Below are 16335 nucleotides of genomic sequence, written 5' to 3' on the forward strand. Positions count from 1 at the left end.
GACAACCTTAGCCCGCATTTGTTGTTAGGGCCTGTTAACAAGCCCTGAGGCTTCCAATTTTTGAGGAAACACAAACACATGGCAAAACGCGATTATTACGAAGTACTGGGGGTGTCCAAAGACGCCTCGGCGCAGGAGTTAAAAAAAGCCTACCGCCGGGTCGCCATGAAACACCATCCGGACCGCAACCCGGGCGATAAAGAGTCCGAGGACAAATTTAAAGAGGCGAGCGAAGCCTACGAAATCCTGTCCGACGAGCAAAAGCGCGCCGCCTACGATCAATTTGGTCACGCGGGTGTGGATGGCCAGGGCGGCATGGGCGGCGGTGCCGGAGCCGGTGGTTTTGGCAACTTCAGCGATATTTTTGGCGATGTGTTTGGCGATATTTTCGGCGGTGCCGCTGGCGGCGGTCGCGGTCGGCGCGGCGGCCCCTCGCGCGGTTCCGACCTGCGTTACACCCTGGACTTGTCACTGGAAGACGCTGTACGCGGTTCTCAGGTGCAAATTAAAGTACCGACGCTGGTCGCTTGCGGAACCTGCGACGGCTCGGGTGCGAAACCGGGTAGCAAGCCTGTAGGCTGTTCTACCTGTGGTGGCGTGGGCCAAGTGCGCATGCAGCAGGGCTTTTTCTCGGTGCAGCAAACCTGTCCCAGTTGTCATGGCCGGGGTACGGTCATTTCTGATCCCTGCGGCAGCTGTCACGGCCAGGGCCGGGTGGAAGAGACCAAAACCCTGTCGGTTAAAGTACCCCCGGGTGTGGATACCGGCGATCGCATCCGCCTTTCGGGCGAGGGCGAAGCGGGCATGGAAGGTGGCCCCGCGGGCGATTTGTACGTGCAGATCAATGTCCAGGAGCACGAAATCTTCACCCGCGATGGCCGCGATCTCTACTGCGAAGTACCGATTGATTTTGTCCAGGCGACTTTGGGCGGCGAAATTGAAGTGCCCACCCTGGATGGCCGGGTTAAGCTTAAAGTGCCTGCCGAAACCCAAACCGGCAAACTCTTTCGCCTGCGCGGCAAGGGGGTTACCCCGGTACGCGGCGGCCCGGCGGGGGATTTAATGTGCCGTGTGGTGCTGGAGACCCCGGTGAACCTGACCAGCAAGCAAAAAGAATTGCTGCAGCAGTTCGCCGATACCATGAAAGAGGGCAAAAACTCGCCCCGCCAGAAAAGCTGGTTCGACGGTATGAAAAACTTTTTTGGGGATATGAAGATTTAGCGTCTGATTTTACCCATAGGTTATTTTGAAAGCCCCGGCGCCTAGATAGGTGTCGGGGCTTTGTTTTGATGGGCTAGATGTCTGACGTCTGAAGTCGGACGCGAGTAGCATCAGACGTCAGACCTCGGGCGTCCAGCGTCCTATGTAAAGAAGTGCCAACTTCTGCCAAGTCTGGCATTCAGGGGGATGGGGTTTATCTGACTACTTGCTATACTCGTCGGGATTTCGCCGTGCTTGGCACGGCTTACTAAACGCGTTACAGTAATTGCATATAAAAATTAAGATTATATATAAAACCATTCATTAGTAAGCCAATTCCATTAGAGTTGGCACGACCCAATGGAGAATAACAATGAAGATGATCAAAGGCCCCGCGCTGTTTTTAGCGCAGTTTGCCGGCGATGAGCCACCGTTTAATTCCCTGGACAGTATTGCCAAATGGGCCGGTAGCCTCGGCTTTAAAGGCATTCAAATGCCCTCCTGGGACAAGCGCCTGTTTGACTTAGAACGCGCTGCCGAGGATTTGGATTACTGCAAAGAAGTCACCGATACCCTGGGTAAATATGGGCTGGAGTTGACTGAGCTGGCGACCCACTTACAAGGGCAGCTGGTTGCGGTTCACCCGGTATACGACGAAATGTTTGACGGCTTTGCGCCCGAGCATTTGCACGGTAACCCCGATGCCCGCCAAGCCTGGGCGGTGGATCAGTTAAAACTGGCCGCTAAGGCGAGTAAAAACTTTGGTTTGAAAAATGTCGCCAGCTTCTCCGGCGCTCTGTTGTGGCCTTTTGTGTACCCCTGGCCACAGCGCCCTGCGGGTTTGGTCGAGACCGGCTTTGCCGAGTTGGCCAAACGCTGGAAGCCTATTTTGGATGTGTACGAAGAGCATGATGTTAACGTCTGCTACGAGCTGCACCCCGGTGAAGACCTGCACGATGGCGCGACCTTCGAGCGCTTTTTGAAAGAGGTAGACAACCACCCGCGCGCGAATATTTTGTACGATCCCAGCCACTTTATTCTGCAGCAGCTGGATTATCTGGCGTTTATCGATCGCTATCACGAACGCATCAAAATGTTCCACGTAAAAGACGCGGAATTTAACCCCACGGCCCAGCAGGGCACTTATGGTGGTTACGAAGGTTGGGTTGAACGCGCCGGTCGCTTCCGCTCGCTGGGCGATGGCCAGGTGGACTTTAAACAAATCTTCTCCAAGTTGACCCAATACGACTTTGACGGCTGGGCCGTGATTGAGTGGGAGTGCTGCATGAAGCACCCCGAGGCCGGTGCCGAAGAGGGTTCACGCTTTGTCTCTGAGCATATTATCCGCATTACCGATAAAGCCTTTGATGATTTCGCCGGTGGCGAAGCCGACGAAGCCAGCAACCGCCGAATTCTCGGCTTAGGGGGCAAGTAATGGCGGCACCACGCATTCGTTTGGGCATGGTCGGCGGTGGTCGCGGCGCGTTTATTGGCGCCGTGCACCGTATTGCCTCGCGCATTGACGATAAATACGAGCTGGTGGCTGGGGCACTGTCCTCTAACCCGGAAAACGCCAAGGCCTCGGCCGAGGATTTACTGATTGCCCCGGATCGCGCCTACAGCTCTTATGAAGAGATGTTTAAGGACGAAGCGGCCCGCGACGATGGCATTGAGGCGGTGGCGATTGTGACGCCCAACCATATGCACTTTCCGGTGGCTAAAGCGGCGCTGGAGGCGGGCATTAACGTTATTTGCGACAAGCCCGTTACCCGCACCTTGGAAGAGGCGCTGGAGCTGGAAAAAATCGCCAAAAACTCCGATGCCTTTTTCGCCCTGACCCACAATTACAGCGGCTACCCGCTGGTGCGCTACGCCCGCGAAATGGTCGAGCGCGGCGATATTGGCAATATCCGCTTGGTGCAGGTGGAGTACCCGCAAGAGTGGATGACCGAGCCGCAGCCAGACGACAACAAGCAGGCCTCTTGGCGCACCGACCCGGCCCGATCCGGCGCCGCCGGTTGCCTGGGCGATATCGGCACTCACGCTTTCCAGTTGGCGCGCTTTATCAGCGGGCAAAAGGTCAGCTCGGTGTGCGCTGATTTGACCGCGTTTGTGCCGGGTCGCCCGGTGGATGACAATGTTCATGTGATGATGCGCTTTGAAAACGGCGCCAAGGGTATGCTCTGGACCAGTCAGGTGGCTCCCGGCTGTGAGAACGGCCTGCGGATTCGCATTTTTGGGGATAAGGCTGGTTTAACCTGGGCCCAGGAAAACCCCAACGAGCTGTGGTTGACTCCTCTGGCGGCTCCGGCGCAGCGTATTACCCGTCGCGATGATTACTTGGACAGCGACATCGCGGTGCGCGGCATTCGTATTCCGTTCGGCCATCCCGAGGGCTATCTGGAGGCATTTGCCACTATCTACACCGATGTGGCTGAGGTGCTGCAGGCCAAGCGCGAGGGCAAAACCGTCGATATTGAAAGCTGGATTCCCGGTATTGATACCGGTGTTGAGGGCTTAAAATTTATTACCGCAGTGCTGGCGTCATCCGAGGCGGACAGCCGTTGGACGCCTTTAAACCCTTAAACCTGAGTAAAGATCTCCGCCCCGCGGGGCGGAGGCACTAACAATAAATAAGAGGAAAACCTGCTATGAATAATGCCGCACTGGATGCCAACGGCCTCCACCGTTCTCGATTGTTTGCGGGTGCCTGTCTGGCGCTCTTTCCGACTGCTTTCTCTTTCGCCTTGGTGGGCGGGATACTGGGGCAGTTAAAGTCCGAGTTTATTCTGACCAATGCCGATGTAGGCACCATCGGCGGCGCCGTGCTCTGGGGGATGGCGCTGTCGTTGATTGCCATTGCACCCTTTTTGGAGAAAGTGGGCCTTAAGTTCGCCGCTGTAGGGGCGTTTTTCGGTCACTTGATCGGGGTAACCTTACTGCTTGCCGCCTACTTTTACGCGGGCAGTCCATCGGGTTACTGGGTGCTGTTTTTAGGGGCTATATCGCTCGGTATCGGTAATGGTCTTATCGAGGCAACGGGCAACCCGATGACGGCGGCTCTGTTTCCCGAGCGCAAAACCGTTAAGCTCAATCACTTCCACGCCTTCTTCCCCGGCGGCATGGTGGTCGGCTCTCTGCTGGGTTGGGTGATGTTTAAAATCGGCAGTGTGGGCGGTATTGATCTGGGCCACTGGACCGCGCATATCGCCATTATCTACATCCCGATTATCGGTTACGGCATTATGCTGTTACCGCTGAAATTCCCCAAAACCGAGACCGCCGAAGCCGGTGTGCCGGTGAAGGAAATCCTGCTCTACATCATTACTCACCCAGTGGTACTGCTGCTGATTGTGATTAAAATGATCACCCTGTCGCTGGAGCTGGGCCCCATGCGCTGGATTCCCGATGTTCTGACCAACGCTGGTATGGACGGTATGCTGGTATTTGCCTGGCTTACGGGGCTGATGGCGGTGCTGCGTTTGTTTGCCGGTCCGCTGGTGGAGCGTTTGGCCCCGACGGGTATTCTGTTTTGTGCGGCGCTGTTAACCGGTTCGGGTTTAATTTTGTTCTCGCTGTTTGAAACCGGTGCCTTTAAGTTGATGTTTGCCGCTACCGTTTTTGCGTTTGGTGTGGCCTTCTTCTTCCCCACCATGGTGGGCTTAATGAGCGAGCGTTTCCCCAAAGCCGGTTCTGTCGGTATTGTGTTAATGATCGGCATGGGCATGGGCGCCTCGGGTACGCTGCAGGGCCAGATGGGCGGTATCGCCGACCGTTATATGCCTGACGCTTTGGATCAGCAGCGCACCATTGAGATTCTGGAGCAGGTCGAAGATCGCTTCCCCGGTTATGTGGCCGAGGCCGAAGCCGCCACCGGTGATCTCGATGCCATGGCGGCGCTGGGCTACCGCACACAGGATGCGCAAACCGTATACGAGAACAATGCGGCCGCTTTGACCTATTACCGTGAAAACGGCGAGCTGGATGGTCCGTTGACTGGTAACGCCCTGCGCGCTCTTACCTCTTCGGGTCTGCCTCAGGAAGAAGCGCTGATCAGCGAGGCCGGTGCCATCCTGAGCCCCGCCGATAACTATGGCGGTCGTATGGCGTTTCGCTGGGTAGCGCCGGTGGCGTTGATTGTGGCGCTGTTCTTCGGACTAATGTTCCTTCGCGACCGCAAACAAGGTGGTTATAAAGCGGTTAAGTTGGAGTCCTAAGCCCGGCTTATTAATCCGGCGATTGAGCTTGGCGGATTAATAGTGAATTGCCGCTGGCAAAATAAAAAACGGAAGCCGTGAGGCTTCCGTTTTTTTATGTGTATGAGTGTTGCATCGAAACGGTAGGGGCCATTGCGGGGTAGGGGCGTCAATCGCCCACAAAAAAGCCCCGCTGCCAAAGCGAGGCTTTTATTAGCGTCTGACATCAGACCTCCGACGTCAGGCAATCCGTGCTTTTTACCGCGTTCCGTACACCACCATGGTCTTACCTTTAACGTCTACCAAACCCTGCTCTTCCAGAGTTTTTAGTACCCGGCCTACCATTTCTCGCGAGCATCCCACGATACGGCCGATTTCCTGACGGGTAATTTTAATTTGCATGCCGTCCGGGTGGGTCATGGCGTCCGGCTCTTTGCATAAATCGAGCAGGGTGCGGGCGACGCGGCCGGTAACATCCAAAAAGGCCAGATCACCCACCTTGCGGGTGGTTTTACGCAGGCGACGGGCCATCTGGGTACTCAGGGCAAACAGAAACTCCGGGTGGTCGGCGGCGATTTCCTGGAATTTGCTGTAACTGATCTCGGCGACTTCGCACTCCGATTTGGCGCGAATCCAGGCGCTGCGGGAGTCCTGGGTGTCGAACAAACCCATTTCCCCGAAAAAATCGCCGTCGTTTAAGTAGGCGACGATCATTTCCCGGCCTTCGTCATCTTCGATCAGTACGGTGACTGAACCCTTGACGATATAGTACAGAGAATCGCTTTTATCCCCCGCGTAAATGAGGGTGCTTTTGGCGGGGTAGCGGCGTCGATGGCAGTGATTGAGGAACTCATCGACGTTTTTAATATGCGGTGTAAGTGAGACAGCGACCAAAGTGCGGCTCCTACCAATAGTGCATTCAGAAATAAGGTGGCTCATTATGCCGCGAAATGTGTCAGGAGCCAAATGACGACACCTGGATACTCTTATCTTTGTGACTTGGTTATTAGAGTTATCAGATTAAAATGATTTTGTTATGAGCAGTGCGTTGATTTATGTGACATCTCCTCTGTTGGGTTCGTTTTGTGGTAGTCTTTGCGCCGCTTTTGAGCGCATCAATACAAAAGAGGCAGAATCATGCAAGCAACAGTGAAATGGGTCGATGGGGCGCAATTTTTGGGTGAGTCCGGCAGTGGCCACAGTGTGGTGATGGACGGTCCGGAAGATCACGGTGGGCGCAATACCGGGGTGCGCCCGATGGAAATGCTGTTGCTGGGGTTGGGTGGCTGCTCCAACTTTGATGTCATCAGCATATTAAAGAAAACTCGTCAAAACATCAGCGACTGCCGGGTCGAGATTACCGCCGAGCGCGCCGATGCAGTGCCTGCCGTATTTACTAAAATTCACCTGCACTTTGTCGTCAGCGGCGAGTCGCTTAAAGAGAAGCAGGTAGCCCGCGCGGTGGAGCTTTCAGCGACTAAATACTGCTCGGCCTCTATTATGTTAGAAGGGGCGGGGGTTGAGATTAGCCACGATTATGAAATAGTAGAACAGTCTGACGTCTGACGCTCTTTAATCAAATATAGAAACTCGCCACCGTCATCGCCTTTGAGGTCAGCGTCATCACCGCTTTAACCGGAGCGGGAAAACGCAGGCCGCCAGCCTCCAGGGCGGTGTGGGCGTGGCGGGCTTCATCCTCTAGCATTTGCTCGACCACCACCCGCGATTTACTGTCTTGCACTGGCAGCTTTTTAAGGTGAGATTCCAAATGTTTACACACCTGCTGCTCGGTGGCGGCGACAAAGCCCAGGCTGACTTTGTCGCTGATCAGGCCCGCGCCCGCGCCAATGGCGAAAGAGGCGCCGTACCATAATGGGTTGAGGTAGCTGGTGTGGCTGTTTAATTCGTGAATACGGCTTTGGCACCAGTGCAGGTGGTCTTCCTCCTCTTCGGCGGCCTCGTGCATTTGCTCGCGCACCTGCGGCAATTTTGCCGTTAACGCCTGTCCTTCGTACAAACCCTGGGCACAGACTTCCCCTGAATGGTTAACGCGCATCAAGCCTGCGGCCTGTTTGCGTTCCTGCTCGCTCAGTTCGGCTTCGGGGATATTGTGCGCGGGCGAGGGGCGGGTTTTGGCAGGCGTGCCCCCAGCGTAGGTTTGCAGCGCTCTATCGGCTTTGAGAATCAGCTGATCCAGAAGGGAAAATCGGCGTTCGGTCATGGCTAGCTCCTCAAACCTGTTAGCGACATCGGACGGTGTTGACGGTTAAAGTATACGCCGAGTGAGGTTTGATTTCAGCGCCCGTGGGCGCTTATTGGGTGGATAATTGACCTCGCTCATCCACTATCGCCTGAAGCTCGCGAGCGAAGGCCGGGGCAATAGCCATGTGTTTGCGGTTGAGTAAGGGTTTGGCCTGGGCGCGAAAGAGCGTGCCATTGTCAAAAACCTGTCCCCTAAGACTGTTCCGCTGGGCGGCATTTTCGAAAGACACCTGAGCGCCGACACAATAATCCAGGCGGCCAAAAGCGAGCATGCGAAGCGCGGTCTGGTAGTTGTTAATCTCGTAGACTTCAGGAGCCTTTTCGGGGTGGTTTTGACGAAACGCTTCAAGCCAGTGCTGCGAGGCGCTGCTGCTTTCCACAAAGCAGACTTTGTTGTCGGGTTGAAGCCGGGTTGGTTCTAGGTGATCGGGGTGGCGGCCCCACAGGTTTATCGTGGTAGTGCCCACCACTACATCCACCGGCGCAAAGTCGCTTAACTGTGCTTGGCTAAAAGTTTCGGGTATACGTGCGCATTCCCCGTCGCTCTGTCCCGAGCGAGCTTCAGCTAGTGATCGTTTATCGGGGCGGTGGGTCATTGAAAATTGGTAGCCCAGCTTGGCAAAAGCGTCACGGTAATAGGTTTCTAGCGTTTTTATACCCGGTATTTCGGTAGGTAGTGAGCAGGTGAAGACAATGCGTTGTGAGTCGGTTTGGGCGAGGCTGGCAAGGGGAGAAAAGCCGACCAGCAAACAACATAGGGATATGAGAGTACGCAGCACAGGGGGCGCCCATAGACGGTAAAAACGAAAGTCTAACCGGTATTGTGTGTCAGTCAAGTTGCGGCTTTGGTGTAACGCTGGCAGGATTGGCAAAAAAGCACCGGGGAGCGAACGTGCAAAATACCTCAGAAATAAAACAGATCATGGATGCCAGCATTCCGTTGGTGGTTATCGAAACCTTTGAAGAGAAAAAAGCCGAAGAGCTTTTACTGGCCGTCGCCCGACAACGTTTTGCCCAGGTTCACCGCTGGAGTCTGACCGACGGCTTAACCCAGCTGAACGAGGGGCCGCGCCTGGTCGCTCGCGAAACCAAACTGAATGAACCTATTGAGCTGCTGCGCCACATCAAGGCCAGCCACGAGCCGGGCATTTATTTGCTGTGTGATTTTCACCCGTTTTTGGATAATCAGCCGGAAATTACCCGCCTGGTTAAAGACATTGCACTCAACCATTTGAATGTGCCTCATTCGCTGGTTTTTGTCAGTCATCGTTTTGAGCTGCCTCCCGAGCTATCGCGCTACGCGACACGCTACAGTATTCCGCTGCCCAGTGACGATAAAATCCTGGACCTGGTGCGCGAAGAGGCAAAAGCCTGGTCGCAGAAAAACGGTAATACACGGATCAAAACCGATAATCGCACCTTGCAAAAACTGGTGGCGACTTTGCAGGGGCTGAGCACCAGCGATGTGCGGCGCCTGGTACGAGCGGCGATTTGGGATGACGGCGCGATCTCGGCCGAGGATTTACCCCGCATTAACAAGAGTAAGTTTCAGCTGATGGACTTAGAGGGCATTGTCAGCTTTGAGTCCGACGTGGATGACTTTGCCAATGTGGGCGGCTTGCACAACTTAAAACAATGGTTGCAGCAACGTCGCGCCGCCTTTGTAGAAGAGCATGGTGGTGAAGATAAGCCCAAAGGTATTTTGCTGTTGGGGGTGCAGGGCGGGGGCAAAAGTCTGGCCGCCAAAGCCGTAGCCGGTATGTGGGGACTGGTGTTGCTGCGCCTGGATATGGCGGCACTGTACAACAAGTACATTGGCGAGACCGAGCGCAACCTGCGCGAGGCACTGCAGTTGGCCGATGCCATGTCGCCCTGCGTGCTGTGGATGGACGAAATCGAAAAAGCCATGAGCCAGGAGGGATCGGACAATGGCACCGCGCAGCGGCTGCTGGGCACCTTGCTCACCTGGATGGCCGAGCGCCCCAGTCGTGTCTTTGTTGTTGCTACCAGTAACGACATTAGCCGCCTGCCACCCGAACTGATTCGCAAAGGGCGGTTGGATGAAATCTTTTTTGTGGATTTGCCCGATGCCGAAGTGCGGCGGGAGATTTTTGCCATTCATCTGCAAAAACGCGGCATGTCCCCCGACGGCTTTGATTTGGCGCGCCTGAGCGAAGCCAGCGCGGGCTTTAACGGCGCCGAAATAGAACAGGCGGTGGTGGCTGCCCAGTTTGCCGCCGGGGCCGAGGGCGCCGAGGTATGTGAGCAAAAACTCTTGCAGGCCTGTACAGATACCAGCCCCCTGTCGGTGGTCATGGCCGAGAAAATTGCCCACTTGCGCCACTGGGCCGCCGATAGAACGGTGCCCGCCTAATGCTCAAGCGAGTCGCCTTTTTTACAGTCTGTATTTTTCTCGCGGCCTGCTCGCGCGGTCCGGTGCTGGAATATCTACCGCCCGATGCGGTTATTCTCGCTTTTGGTGATAGCTTAACCCGCGGCACCGGCGCTGCGGCTGGCGAGAGCTACCCCGAACAATTGGCTGCATTGATTGGCCGCGAGGTTATTAACCGTGGCGTTCCGGGCGAGACTTCTGCCCAGGGGCTGACCCGCTTGCCGGGGGTGTTGGATGAGGTGCAGCCGCAATTGCTTTTACTGTGTCACGGGGGCAACGATATCCTTCGCACCCTAAGCATGACGCAAATGCAAAGCAATTTGCAGCAGATGATCGATCTGGCCCGCGAGCGGGATATTCAAGTGGTGTTAATCGGCGTACCCAAGCGCTCGTTACTGTTGCGCGAAGAGCCTATTTACCACGAGCTTGCCGAGCAAAATTCCCTTCCTTTGCTGGACGATATTGTCGCCGATGTATTGGGCGAGAGCGAACTGCGTTCTGATCGCGTTCACCCCAACCGTGCCGGTTACCGGCAAATGGCCGAGGCCGTGCAGGAACTGTTACTGGAAAAAGGGGCGCTCTAAGCGCGAACTGTGGGGAAGCATAGGATGAGAGTAAAAAAGCTGTGGGATCTTAGTGACTGAATGAAGCTGGTTAACTGGAACTGTGCGGGTGCCTTTCGCAAAAAATATCGGGCTCTGGATCAGTTCGATGCTGACGTCTTAGTGATTCAGGAGTGTGAAGATCCGGCCCATTCTAGCCAAGCGTACCGTGATTGGGCTGGAAATTACGCATGGGTTGGAGCAACGCGCCATAAAGGTCTGGGTGTTTTTGCCCGCAGAGGACATCGCATAAAGTCTTTGGACTGGGCGGGTGAGTTTTCTGTTCCCGTGTTTGCCGGTCATAAGGTAGAGCAGACCTGGCGCACCGAAGATTTGCAAAGCTTTCTGCCGGTTAGGATTAACGATGATATCACTCTGTTGGCTGTTTGGACCAAGCGCGCTGGGTCGGATACCTTCAATTATATTGGCCAGTTGTGGAAATATCTCACCATACATTTGCCTGATTTACCCGAGCAAAAGGGTGTGGCCGTGGGTGATTTTAACAGCAATGTGATCTGGGATCGGGCAGACCGGTGGTGGAATCACTCGGATGTAGTACACATTCTGGACCAGCGCGGTTATCGGTCGGCCTATCATCACGTTACCGGCGAGGAGCCGGGGGCGGAAAGCCATCCCACCTATTATATGTACCGTCACCCGGATAAGGGCTACCACATTGATTACAGCTTCTTAACCACCGATCTGTTAGCTCAGGCGCAATACCAGGCTTGCGCCCCGCAAGAGTGGCTTCAGGTTAGCGACCATATTCCCCAGATCATTCAGTTCTAAGCGATGGCTTTCGTCCATGCGTCATTTGACGTAGGCGGCGGGCAATTTGTCGTATTGTTGTTTGGGGTGTGGAACCCGATACTAATCCTGAAATTTGCGGCGGCAAATGCTTTGCCGGTTTTTAGGTATCAGGTCCACAGGAGCCTCTGTCATGACAGAAACCATCGTCAAAATCGACTTGTCTAAGTCGGCCTACGAAAACGATATGATCCACAACCGCTGGCATCCAGATATTCCCATGGTGGCAACGGTTAAACCCGGTGACGACTTCATTATGGAGTGTTACGACTGGACCGGCGGTCAGATTGAAAACAACGACAGCGCCGATGATGTGCGCGACGTCGACTTAACTCAGGTTCACTTCTTGTCAGGCCCGGTCGGGGTTGAGGGTGCCGAGCCAGGTGATTTGCTGGTGGTGGATATTCTTGATATCGGCACTTTTGAGGAGAGTAACTGGGGGTTTAACGGCTTTTTCTCCAAAAACAATGGCGGTGGTTTTCTGACCGAGCACTTCCCGGATGCGCAGAAATCGATCTGGGACTTTAACGGCATGTTTACCAAGTCTCGGCATATTCCGGGCGTGGAATTCGCAGGTCTCATTCACCCGGGGTTGATCGGTTGCTTGCCCTCCAAGGAAATGCTGGATACCTGGAACGAGCGTGAGAAAGGCTTGTACGACACCAACCCCGATCGAGTGCCGGCCCTGGCGACATTGCCCTATGCCGATACGGCCCACATGGGACGCATGAGCGGAGACGCCGCCAAAGAAGCCGCCGCGGAAGGGGCCCGGACCGTGCCGCCGCGCGAGCACGGCGGTAACTGCGACATTAAGGATTTGTCGCGGGGCTCTAAAATTTATTTCCCTGTGTACGTGGATGGCGGCGGCCTGAGCGTGGGGGATTTGCACTTCAGTCAGGGCGACGGTGAAATCACCTTCTGTGGCGCCATTGAAATGGCGGGCTGGATTCACTTGCGCGTGAATCTCGTCAAAGGCGGCATGGAAAAGTACGGGGTGAAAAATCCAATCTTCAAACCCAGCCCCATCACGCCTAAGTATGATGATTACATTATTTTTGAAGGCATTTCCGTCGATGAGTATGGCGAGCAGCATTATTTGGATGTGCATGTTGCCTATCGCCAGGCGTGCTTAAATGCCATTGAGTTCCTAACCAAGTTTGGCTACACCAAAGCGCAAAGCTACGCCATATTGGGCTGTGCACCGGTACAGGGACATATCAGTGGGGTGGTGGATATCCCCAATGCCTGCGCTACTTTGTGGTTGCCCAACGATATTTTCGATATCGATCTCAATCCTACCGCTGATGGCCCGATGGTTCAGGTGGAAAATACCGTCGATGTACCTCTGTCGAAGGATAAGGAGTAACAGCAATGCCAGTGTACGACTATCGCTGTAAAGATCACGGTGTTTTCAGCGGCCTGGCGACCATGGACAAGAGCGCGGAACCCGCCTCTTGTCCTGCGTGCGGGGAGAGTTGTGCCCGCGTGATCATGGTGTCGCCGACCTTGCTGGATATGGCACCGGGCAATCGCGAGGCCCATGCCCGCAACGAAAAATCCCGGGATAAGCCCGCCTTCTCCACGCCTGAGTACCGCGCCGAGCAAAAAGCCAGGCGCGAGCACAAGCATGGCAAGGGGTGCGGCTGTGGCGACAAACCGATTAGGCAATCTCACGTGGTTTATACCGCCGATGGTTCCAAAGTATTTCCATCTGCACGGCCCTGGATGATCAGCCACTAAAGATATTGAATTTCCGTTTGTTTGAGGGTTAGGGAGGCGCAAGCCTCCCCTTTTTTGCCCAAGGTCTGCCTGCTTACATTACTTTACGCAAATGCTCGCATCCAATGTCACACCTGTGGCGTAATAATTCGCAAATCCCCACCTCTAACCGACGGAGTTCAGCATGACAGGCAGTTACAACCTCACTTTGGTCTTCGCATCTTATTGCGTCGCCGTTATTGCCGCCTATACGGCTATTTATTTTGGCACCCGACTGTTCACTATCACCGGCCCGGCCCGCCGCTTCTGGTTGTGGATCGGGGCCGTATGCCTGGGTACGGGCATCTGGTCGATGCACTTTGTGGGTATGAGCGCGTATACCATGCCCATGGATATGGAAATGAGCTTCAGCCTGCCGCTCACCATCGCCTCGTGGATTCCAGCGGTTCTCGCCTCGGCCCTGGCGCTGACAGTGATCACCCGGCCTCAGGCATCGGTCAAAAGCGTTGTCTCCAGTGCCATTATTATGGGCGCGGGTATTTCTGCGATGCACTATGGCGGTATGTATGCCATGCAGATGCAACCGCAAATTCAGTACGACTCCCTGATTGTGGCGATTTCTGTCCTGATTGCGGTGGTCGCTTCGGGAGCGGCCCTGGTGATTTGTCGCCAGGTTCGGGTGGTGCCCGCCAAGTATGCCTTGGCGACCAAAACCGCGGCGGCCTTGGTAATGGGGGCGGCCATTTGCGGTATGCACTACACCGGTATGGCGGCGGCCAGCTACCCCATGGGCGCTGAAATGGCAACCGAAAACTCGTTGCGAGGCCAGTGGATGGGGATTCCCACCGCCATTGTGGCCAGCCTGTTTTTGCTGGTGGCGCTAGTGGTGGCCTATCAAGATTTTCGCCAGGCGGAAAAAGAACGCCGTGAAGAAAAGCAGCGTACTCAGCAAATCCACAGCGCCGCCTTTACCGATTCGGTAACCGGGCTCAGCAACCGCAGCGCCTTCGAGCAGGCGTTGATGCGTCGAATTGCTGGCGCAGGGCAAAAGGGCTTTAGCCTTTTGTATCTGGACTTAGGGCAATACCGCGAGCTACAAAACACTGAGGGCGAGAGCGCAAGCGACGAATTTGCCAGAGGTGTCGCGAACATGCTGCAGACACGTGTCCAAGGTATTGACGTGCTGGTTCGCTACTCCAGCAGTGGTTTTATGGTCTTACTGAACGGTCGCCAGCAAGACGCGCAGGTAAAAGCTTTAGCTCTGGCAATAAAGGCGGATATCCAGTCGTTGCCGTTTGCGGCCCAGTACGGGCAGTGGACTCTGGGGTGCAGCCACTATCCCGACAGTGCCAGCAACAGTCGTTTATTGGTGCGCGAGGCGCAGCGTGGCCGCTTCGGTTCGACCACCAGTGGCGCGCCCGAGCCAGTGGCAGCCTAGCCGGGAGGCGCAGTGAGTGGGAGAATCGTGTATACTCCGCCCACATTTTAGTCAAATCAGGTATTTAGGTTTTGATCACAAAGCTGCTTAAAAAGATGATGGGGGGCGATGAGGCTCCCAAGGCACAAGAGTCTAAAAACAGTCATAAGTCCGATGCGCGCTCCGGCGGGGGTAAAAAGAACCAAGGCACCGGCAAGTCGGCGCGTAACGACAAAGCAGCTAAATCGGCGAATACCAAGTCCGAGGGGAAAAAATCGCCCCAGAAAAAGGGCGGCGGTAAGAAAAAACACCCCAATCAAGCGAACGCCGAAAAACCGAATAATTCGGACAACAAAAAGCTTAAAAGCGATAAGCCAAAGAAAAACAAAAGCAACAAACCTAAAAAATCGGCACCCAAGGCGCCTTGGGATATTAGTCAATTTCCGGTTCCCGAGATTGAGGGAAAAACCCGCTTTCACGATCTGGGGCTGGAAAACGACCTGATGCACGCGATTGCCGATTTGGGCTTTGAGTACTGCTCGCCCATTCAGGCGCAATCATTACCCTATGCCCTGCGCGGGCGCGATGTGGTGGGTAAAGCCCAGACGGGCACTGGTAAAACGGCGGCCTTTTTGGCGGCCATTATCGATGATTTACTTAAGCACAAGCTTACCGAAGAGCGCTATGCGGGCGAGGCGAGGGCGCTGGTTATTGCCCCCACTCGCGAGCTGGTGATGCAAATATCCGATGACGCCAAAGCCTTGTGTAAACACACCGACCTGCAAATCCATACCTTAGTGGGCGGCATGGATTACAGTAAGCAACAGCGCCGCTTGCACGATACCTTGGTAGATATCCTGGTCGCGACTCCGGGCCGATTGTTGGATTTTTGCCGCAATAAAGACGTCTTTTTGGATCAGCTGGAAATTCTGGTTATCGATGAAGCCGACCGTATGCTGGATATGGGGTTTATCCCTCAGGTGCGGCAGATTGTGCGTCAAACGCCCAAGCGCGAGGAGCGCCAAACGCTGTTTTTCTCGGCGACCTTCACTGACGAGGTGCACCGCCTAGTAGAGCAATGGACCAATGACCCAGTCACCGTGGAAATCCAGCCCGACAGCGTGGCCACCGACACCGTCACCCAGCATATTTACCTGGCCAGCACTGATGAAAAATACACTTTGCTCTACAACCTGATTCAAGATGCCGAGGTGGAAAGCTTAATTGTGTTCGCCAATCGCCGGGACGAGTGCCGCGATTTGGAGGACAAGCTTAAGCGCCACGGGATACCGGTGGGTTTGCTATCCGGTGAAATTGCTCAGAACAAGCGGGTGTCAACCCTCAAAGCGTTTAAATCCGGTGAGCTTAAAGTGTTGGTGGCGACTGATGTGGCCGGGCGAGGTATCCACATTGACGGTATCAGTCACGTGGTGAATTTCACTCTGCCAGAAGAGCCAGAGGACTATGTTCACCGCATTGGCCGCACAGGCCGGGCGGGTAAGTCGGGCACCTCGATCAGCTTTGCCTGCGAGGACGACGCTTTCCGCCTAATGCCCATTGAGGAGCTGTTGGGGCGCCAGCTCAAGTGCGAGCAGCCGCCGCAAGAGCTATTGCTTGAGACACCTCCCATGGCGGCGCCACAGCGTAAACCGCGCGACGCGCAGCGCAATCGCCGTGGCGGTGGCCATCGCCGCAGCGGCAATCGCTCGGGGCAGCGCCGCTCTTAACCTATCTTTCTTC

15 protein-coding genes are annotated in these 16335 nt (G+C 55.2%); 12 read left to right on the forward strand and 3 right to left on the reverse strand.

Annotated elements, in window-relative coordinates:
- Nucleotides 1-78: 78 nt before the first annotated feature.
- The 4 genes from dnaJ (at nucleotide 79) to M6D89_RS00910 (ending at nucleotide 5417) form a co-directional block, all read left to right on the forward strand.
- Nucleotides 79-1221, forward strand: coding sequence for a molecular chaperone DnaJ (gene dnaJ, locus M6D89_RS00895; RefSeq protein WP_253966147.1), 1143 nt, complete (start codon nucleotides 79-81; stop codon nucleotides 1219-1221).
- Nucleotides 1222-1573: 352 nt separating this feature from the next.
- A complete protein-coding gene (locus M6D89_RS00900; RefSeq protein WP_253966148.1) occupies nucleotides 1574-2635 on the forward strand; it encodes a sugar phosphate isomerase/epimerase family protein in 1062 nt (353 codons plus the stop codon).
- A complete protein-coding gene (locus M6D89_RS00905) occupies nucleotides 2635-3786 on the forward strand; it encodes a Gfo/Idh/MocA family protein (RefSeq protein WP_253966149.1) in 1152 nt (383 codons plus the stop codon). The genes M6D89_RS00900 and M6D89_RS00905 overlap by 1 nt, the downstream gene beginning before the upstream one ends.
- 65 nt (nucleotides 3787-3851) lie before the next feature.
- Nucleotides 3852-5417, forward strand: coding sequence for an MFS transporter (locus tag M6D89_RS00910; protein ID WP_253966150.1), 1566 nt, complete (start codon nucleotides 3852-3854; stop codon nucleotides 5415-5417).
- 237 nt (nucleotides 5418-5654) lie between these two features.
- Here the strand turns inward: M6D89_RS00910 and crp are convergent, their stop codons facing one another.
- Nucleotides 5655-6290: a cAMP-activated global transcriptional regulator CRP gene (crp, locus tag M6D89_RS00915; RefSeq protein ID WP_253966151.1), complete on the reverse strand. Its 636-nt coding sequence runs from the start codon at nucleotides 6288-6290 to the stop codon at nucleotides 5655-5657.
- Nucleotides 6291-6533: 243 nt separating this feature from the next.
- Between crp and M6D89_RS00920 the strand changes: the two genes are divergently transcribed.
- Complete coding sequence (locus tag M6D89_RS00920; RefSeq protein WP_253966152.1) at nucleotides 6534-6962, forward strand: OsmC family protein; 429 nt, start codon at nucleotides 6534-6536, stop codon at nucleotides 6960-6962.
- Nucleotides 6963-6972: 10 nt separating this feature from the next.
- On the opposite strand, the gene coq7 is transcribed toward M6D89_RS00920, so the two are convergent.
- Together coq7 and M6D89_RS00930 are read right to left on the reverse strand one after the other, a co-directional pair.
- Entirely contained in the window at nucleotides 6973-7617 is a 645-nt protein-coding gene (gene coq7, locus M6D89_RS00925; RefSeq protein ID WP_253966153.1) for a 2-polyprenyl-3-methyl-6-methoxy-1,4-benzoquinone monooxygenase, read from the reverse strand.
- A 91-nt stretch (nucleotides 7618-7708) separates the two neighbouring features.
- The gene (locus M6D89_RS00930) at nucleotides 7709-8437 is read right to left on the reverse strand and encodes a transporter substrate-binding domain-containing protein (RefSeq protein WP_253966154.1); all 729 of its coding nucleotides are present in this window, start codon (nucleotides 8435-8437) and stop codon (nucleotides 7709-7711) included.
- A gap of 143 nt (nucleotides 8438-8580) precedes the next feature.
- Here M6D89_RS00930 and M6D89_RS00935 point away from each other — a divergent pair, with 143 nt between their 5' ends.
- From M6D89_RS00935 to rhlB, 7 genes are all read left to right on the forward strand, one after another.
- Nucleotides 8581-10032, forward strand: a complete 1452-nt coding sequence (locus M6D89_RS00935) for an AAA family ATPase (protein WP_253967676.1) — start codon at nucleotides 8581-8583, stop codon at nucleotides 10030-10032.
- Complete coding sequence (locus M6D89_RS00940) at nucleotides 10032-10634, forward strand: arylesterase (protein WP_253966155.1); 603 nt, start codon at nucleotides 10032-10034, stop codon at nucleotides 10632-10634. The genes M6D89_RS00935 and M6D89_RS00940 overlap by 1 nt, the downstream gene beginning before the upstream one ends.
- 60 nt (nucleotides 10635-10694) lie before the next feature.
- Nucleotides 10695-11441, forward strand: a complete 747-nt coding sequence (locus tag M6D89_RS00945; protein ID WP_253966156.1) for an endonuclease/exonuclease/phosphatase family protein — start codon at nucleotides 10695-10697, stop codon at nucleotides 11439-11441.
- A 151-nt stretch (nucleotides 11442-11592) separates the two neighbouring features.
- Nucleotides 11593-12825 (forward strand): formamidase, encoded by a 1233-nt coding sequence (gene fmdA, locus M6D89_RS00950; protein WP_253966157.1) that lies wholly within the window; start codon nucleotides 11593-11595, stop codon nucleotides 12823-12825.
- A gap of 5 nt (nucleotides 12826-12830) precedes the next feature.
- Nucleotides 12831-13199, forward strand: coding sequence for a zinc ribbon domain-containing protein (locus tag M6D89_RS00955; RefSeq protein WP_253966158.1), 369 nt, complete (start codon nucleotides 12831-12833; stop codon nucleotides 13197-13199).
- Nucleotides 13200-13362: 163 nt separating this feature from the next.
- Nucleotides 13363-14616 carry an MHYT domain-containing protein gene (locus M6D89_RS00960; RefSeq protein WP_253966159.1) on the forward strand — a complete coding sequence of 418 codons (1254 nt, stop codon included), beginning with the start codon at nucleotides 13363-13365 and terminating at the stop codon, nucleotides 14614-14616.
- A 98-nt stretch (nucleotides 14617-14714) separates the two neighbouring features.
- The gene (gene rhlB / locus M6D89_RS00965) at nucleotides 14715-16322 is read left to right on the forward strand and encodes an ATP-dependent RNA helicase RhlB (RefSeq protein ID WP_418930349.1); all 1608 of its coding nucleotides are present in this window, start codon (nucleotides 14715-14717) and stop codon (nucleotides 16320-16322) included.
- The last annotated feature ends 13 nt before the right edge of the window (nucleotides 16323-16335 follow it).

The sequence above is a fragment of the Gilvimarinus xylanilyticus genome (assembly GCF_024195295.1).
Classification (GTDB): Bacteria; Pseudomonadota; Gammaproteobacteria; order Pseudomonadales; family Cellvibrionaceae; genus Gilvimarinus; species Gilvimarinus xylanilyticus.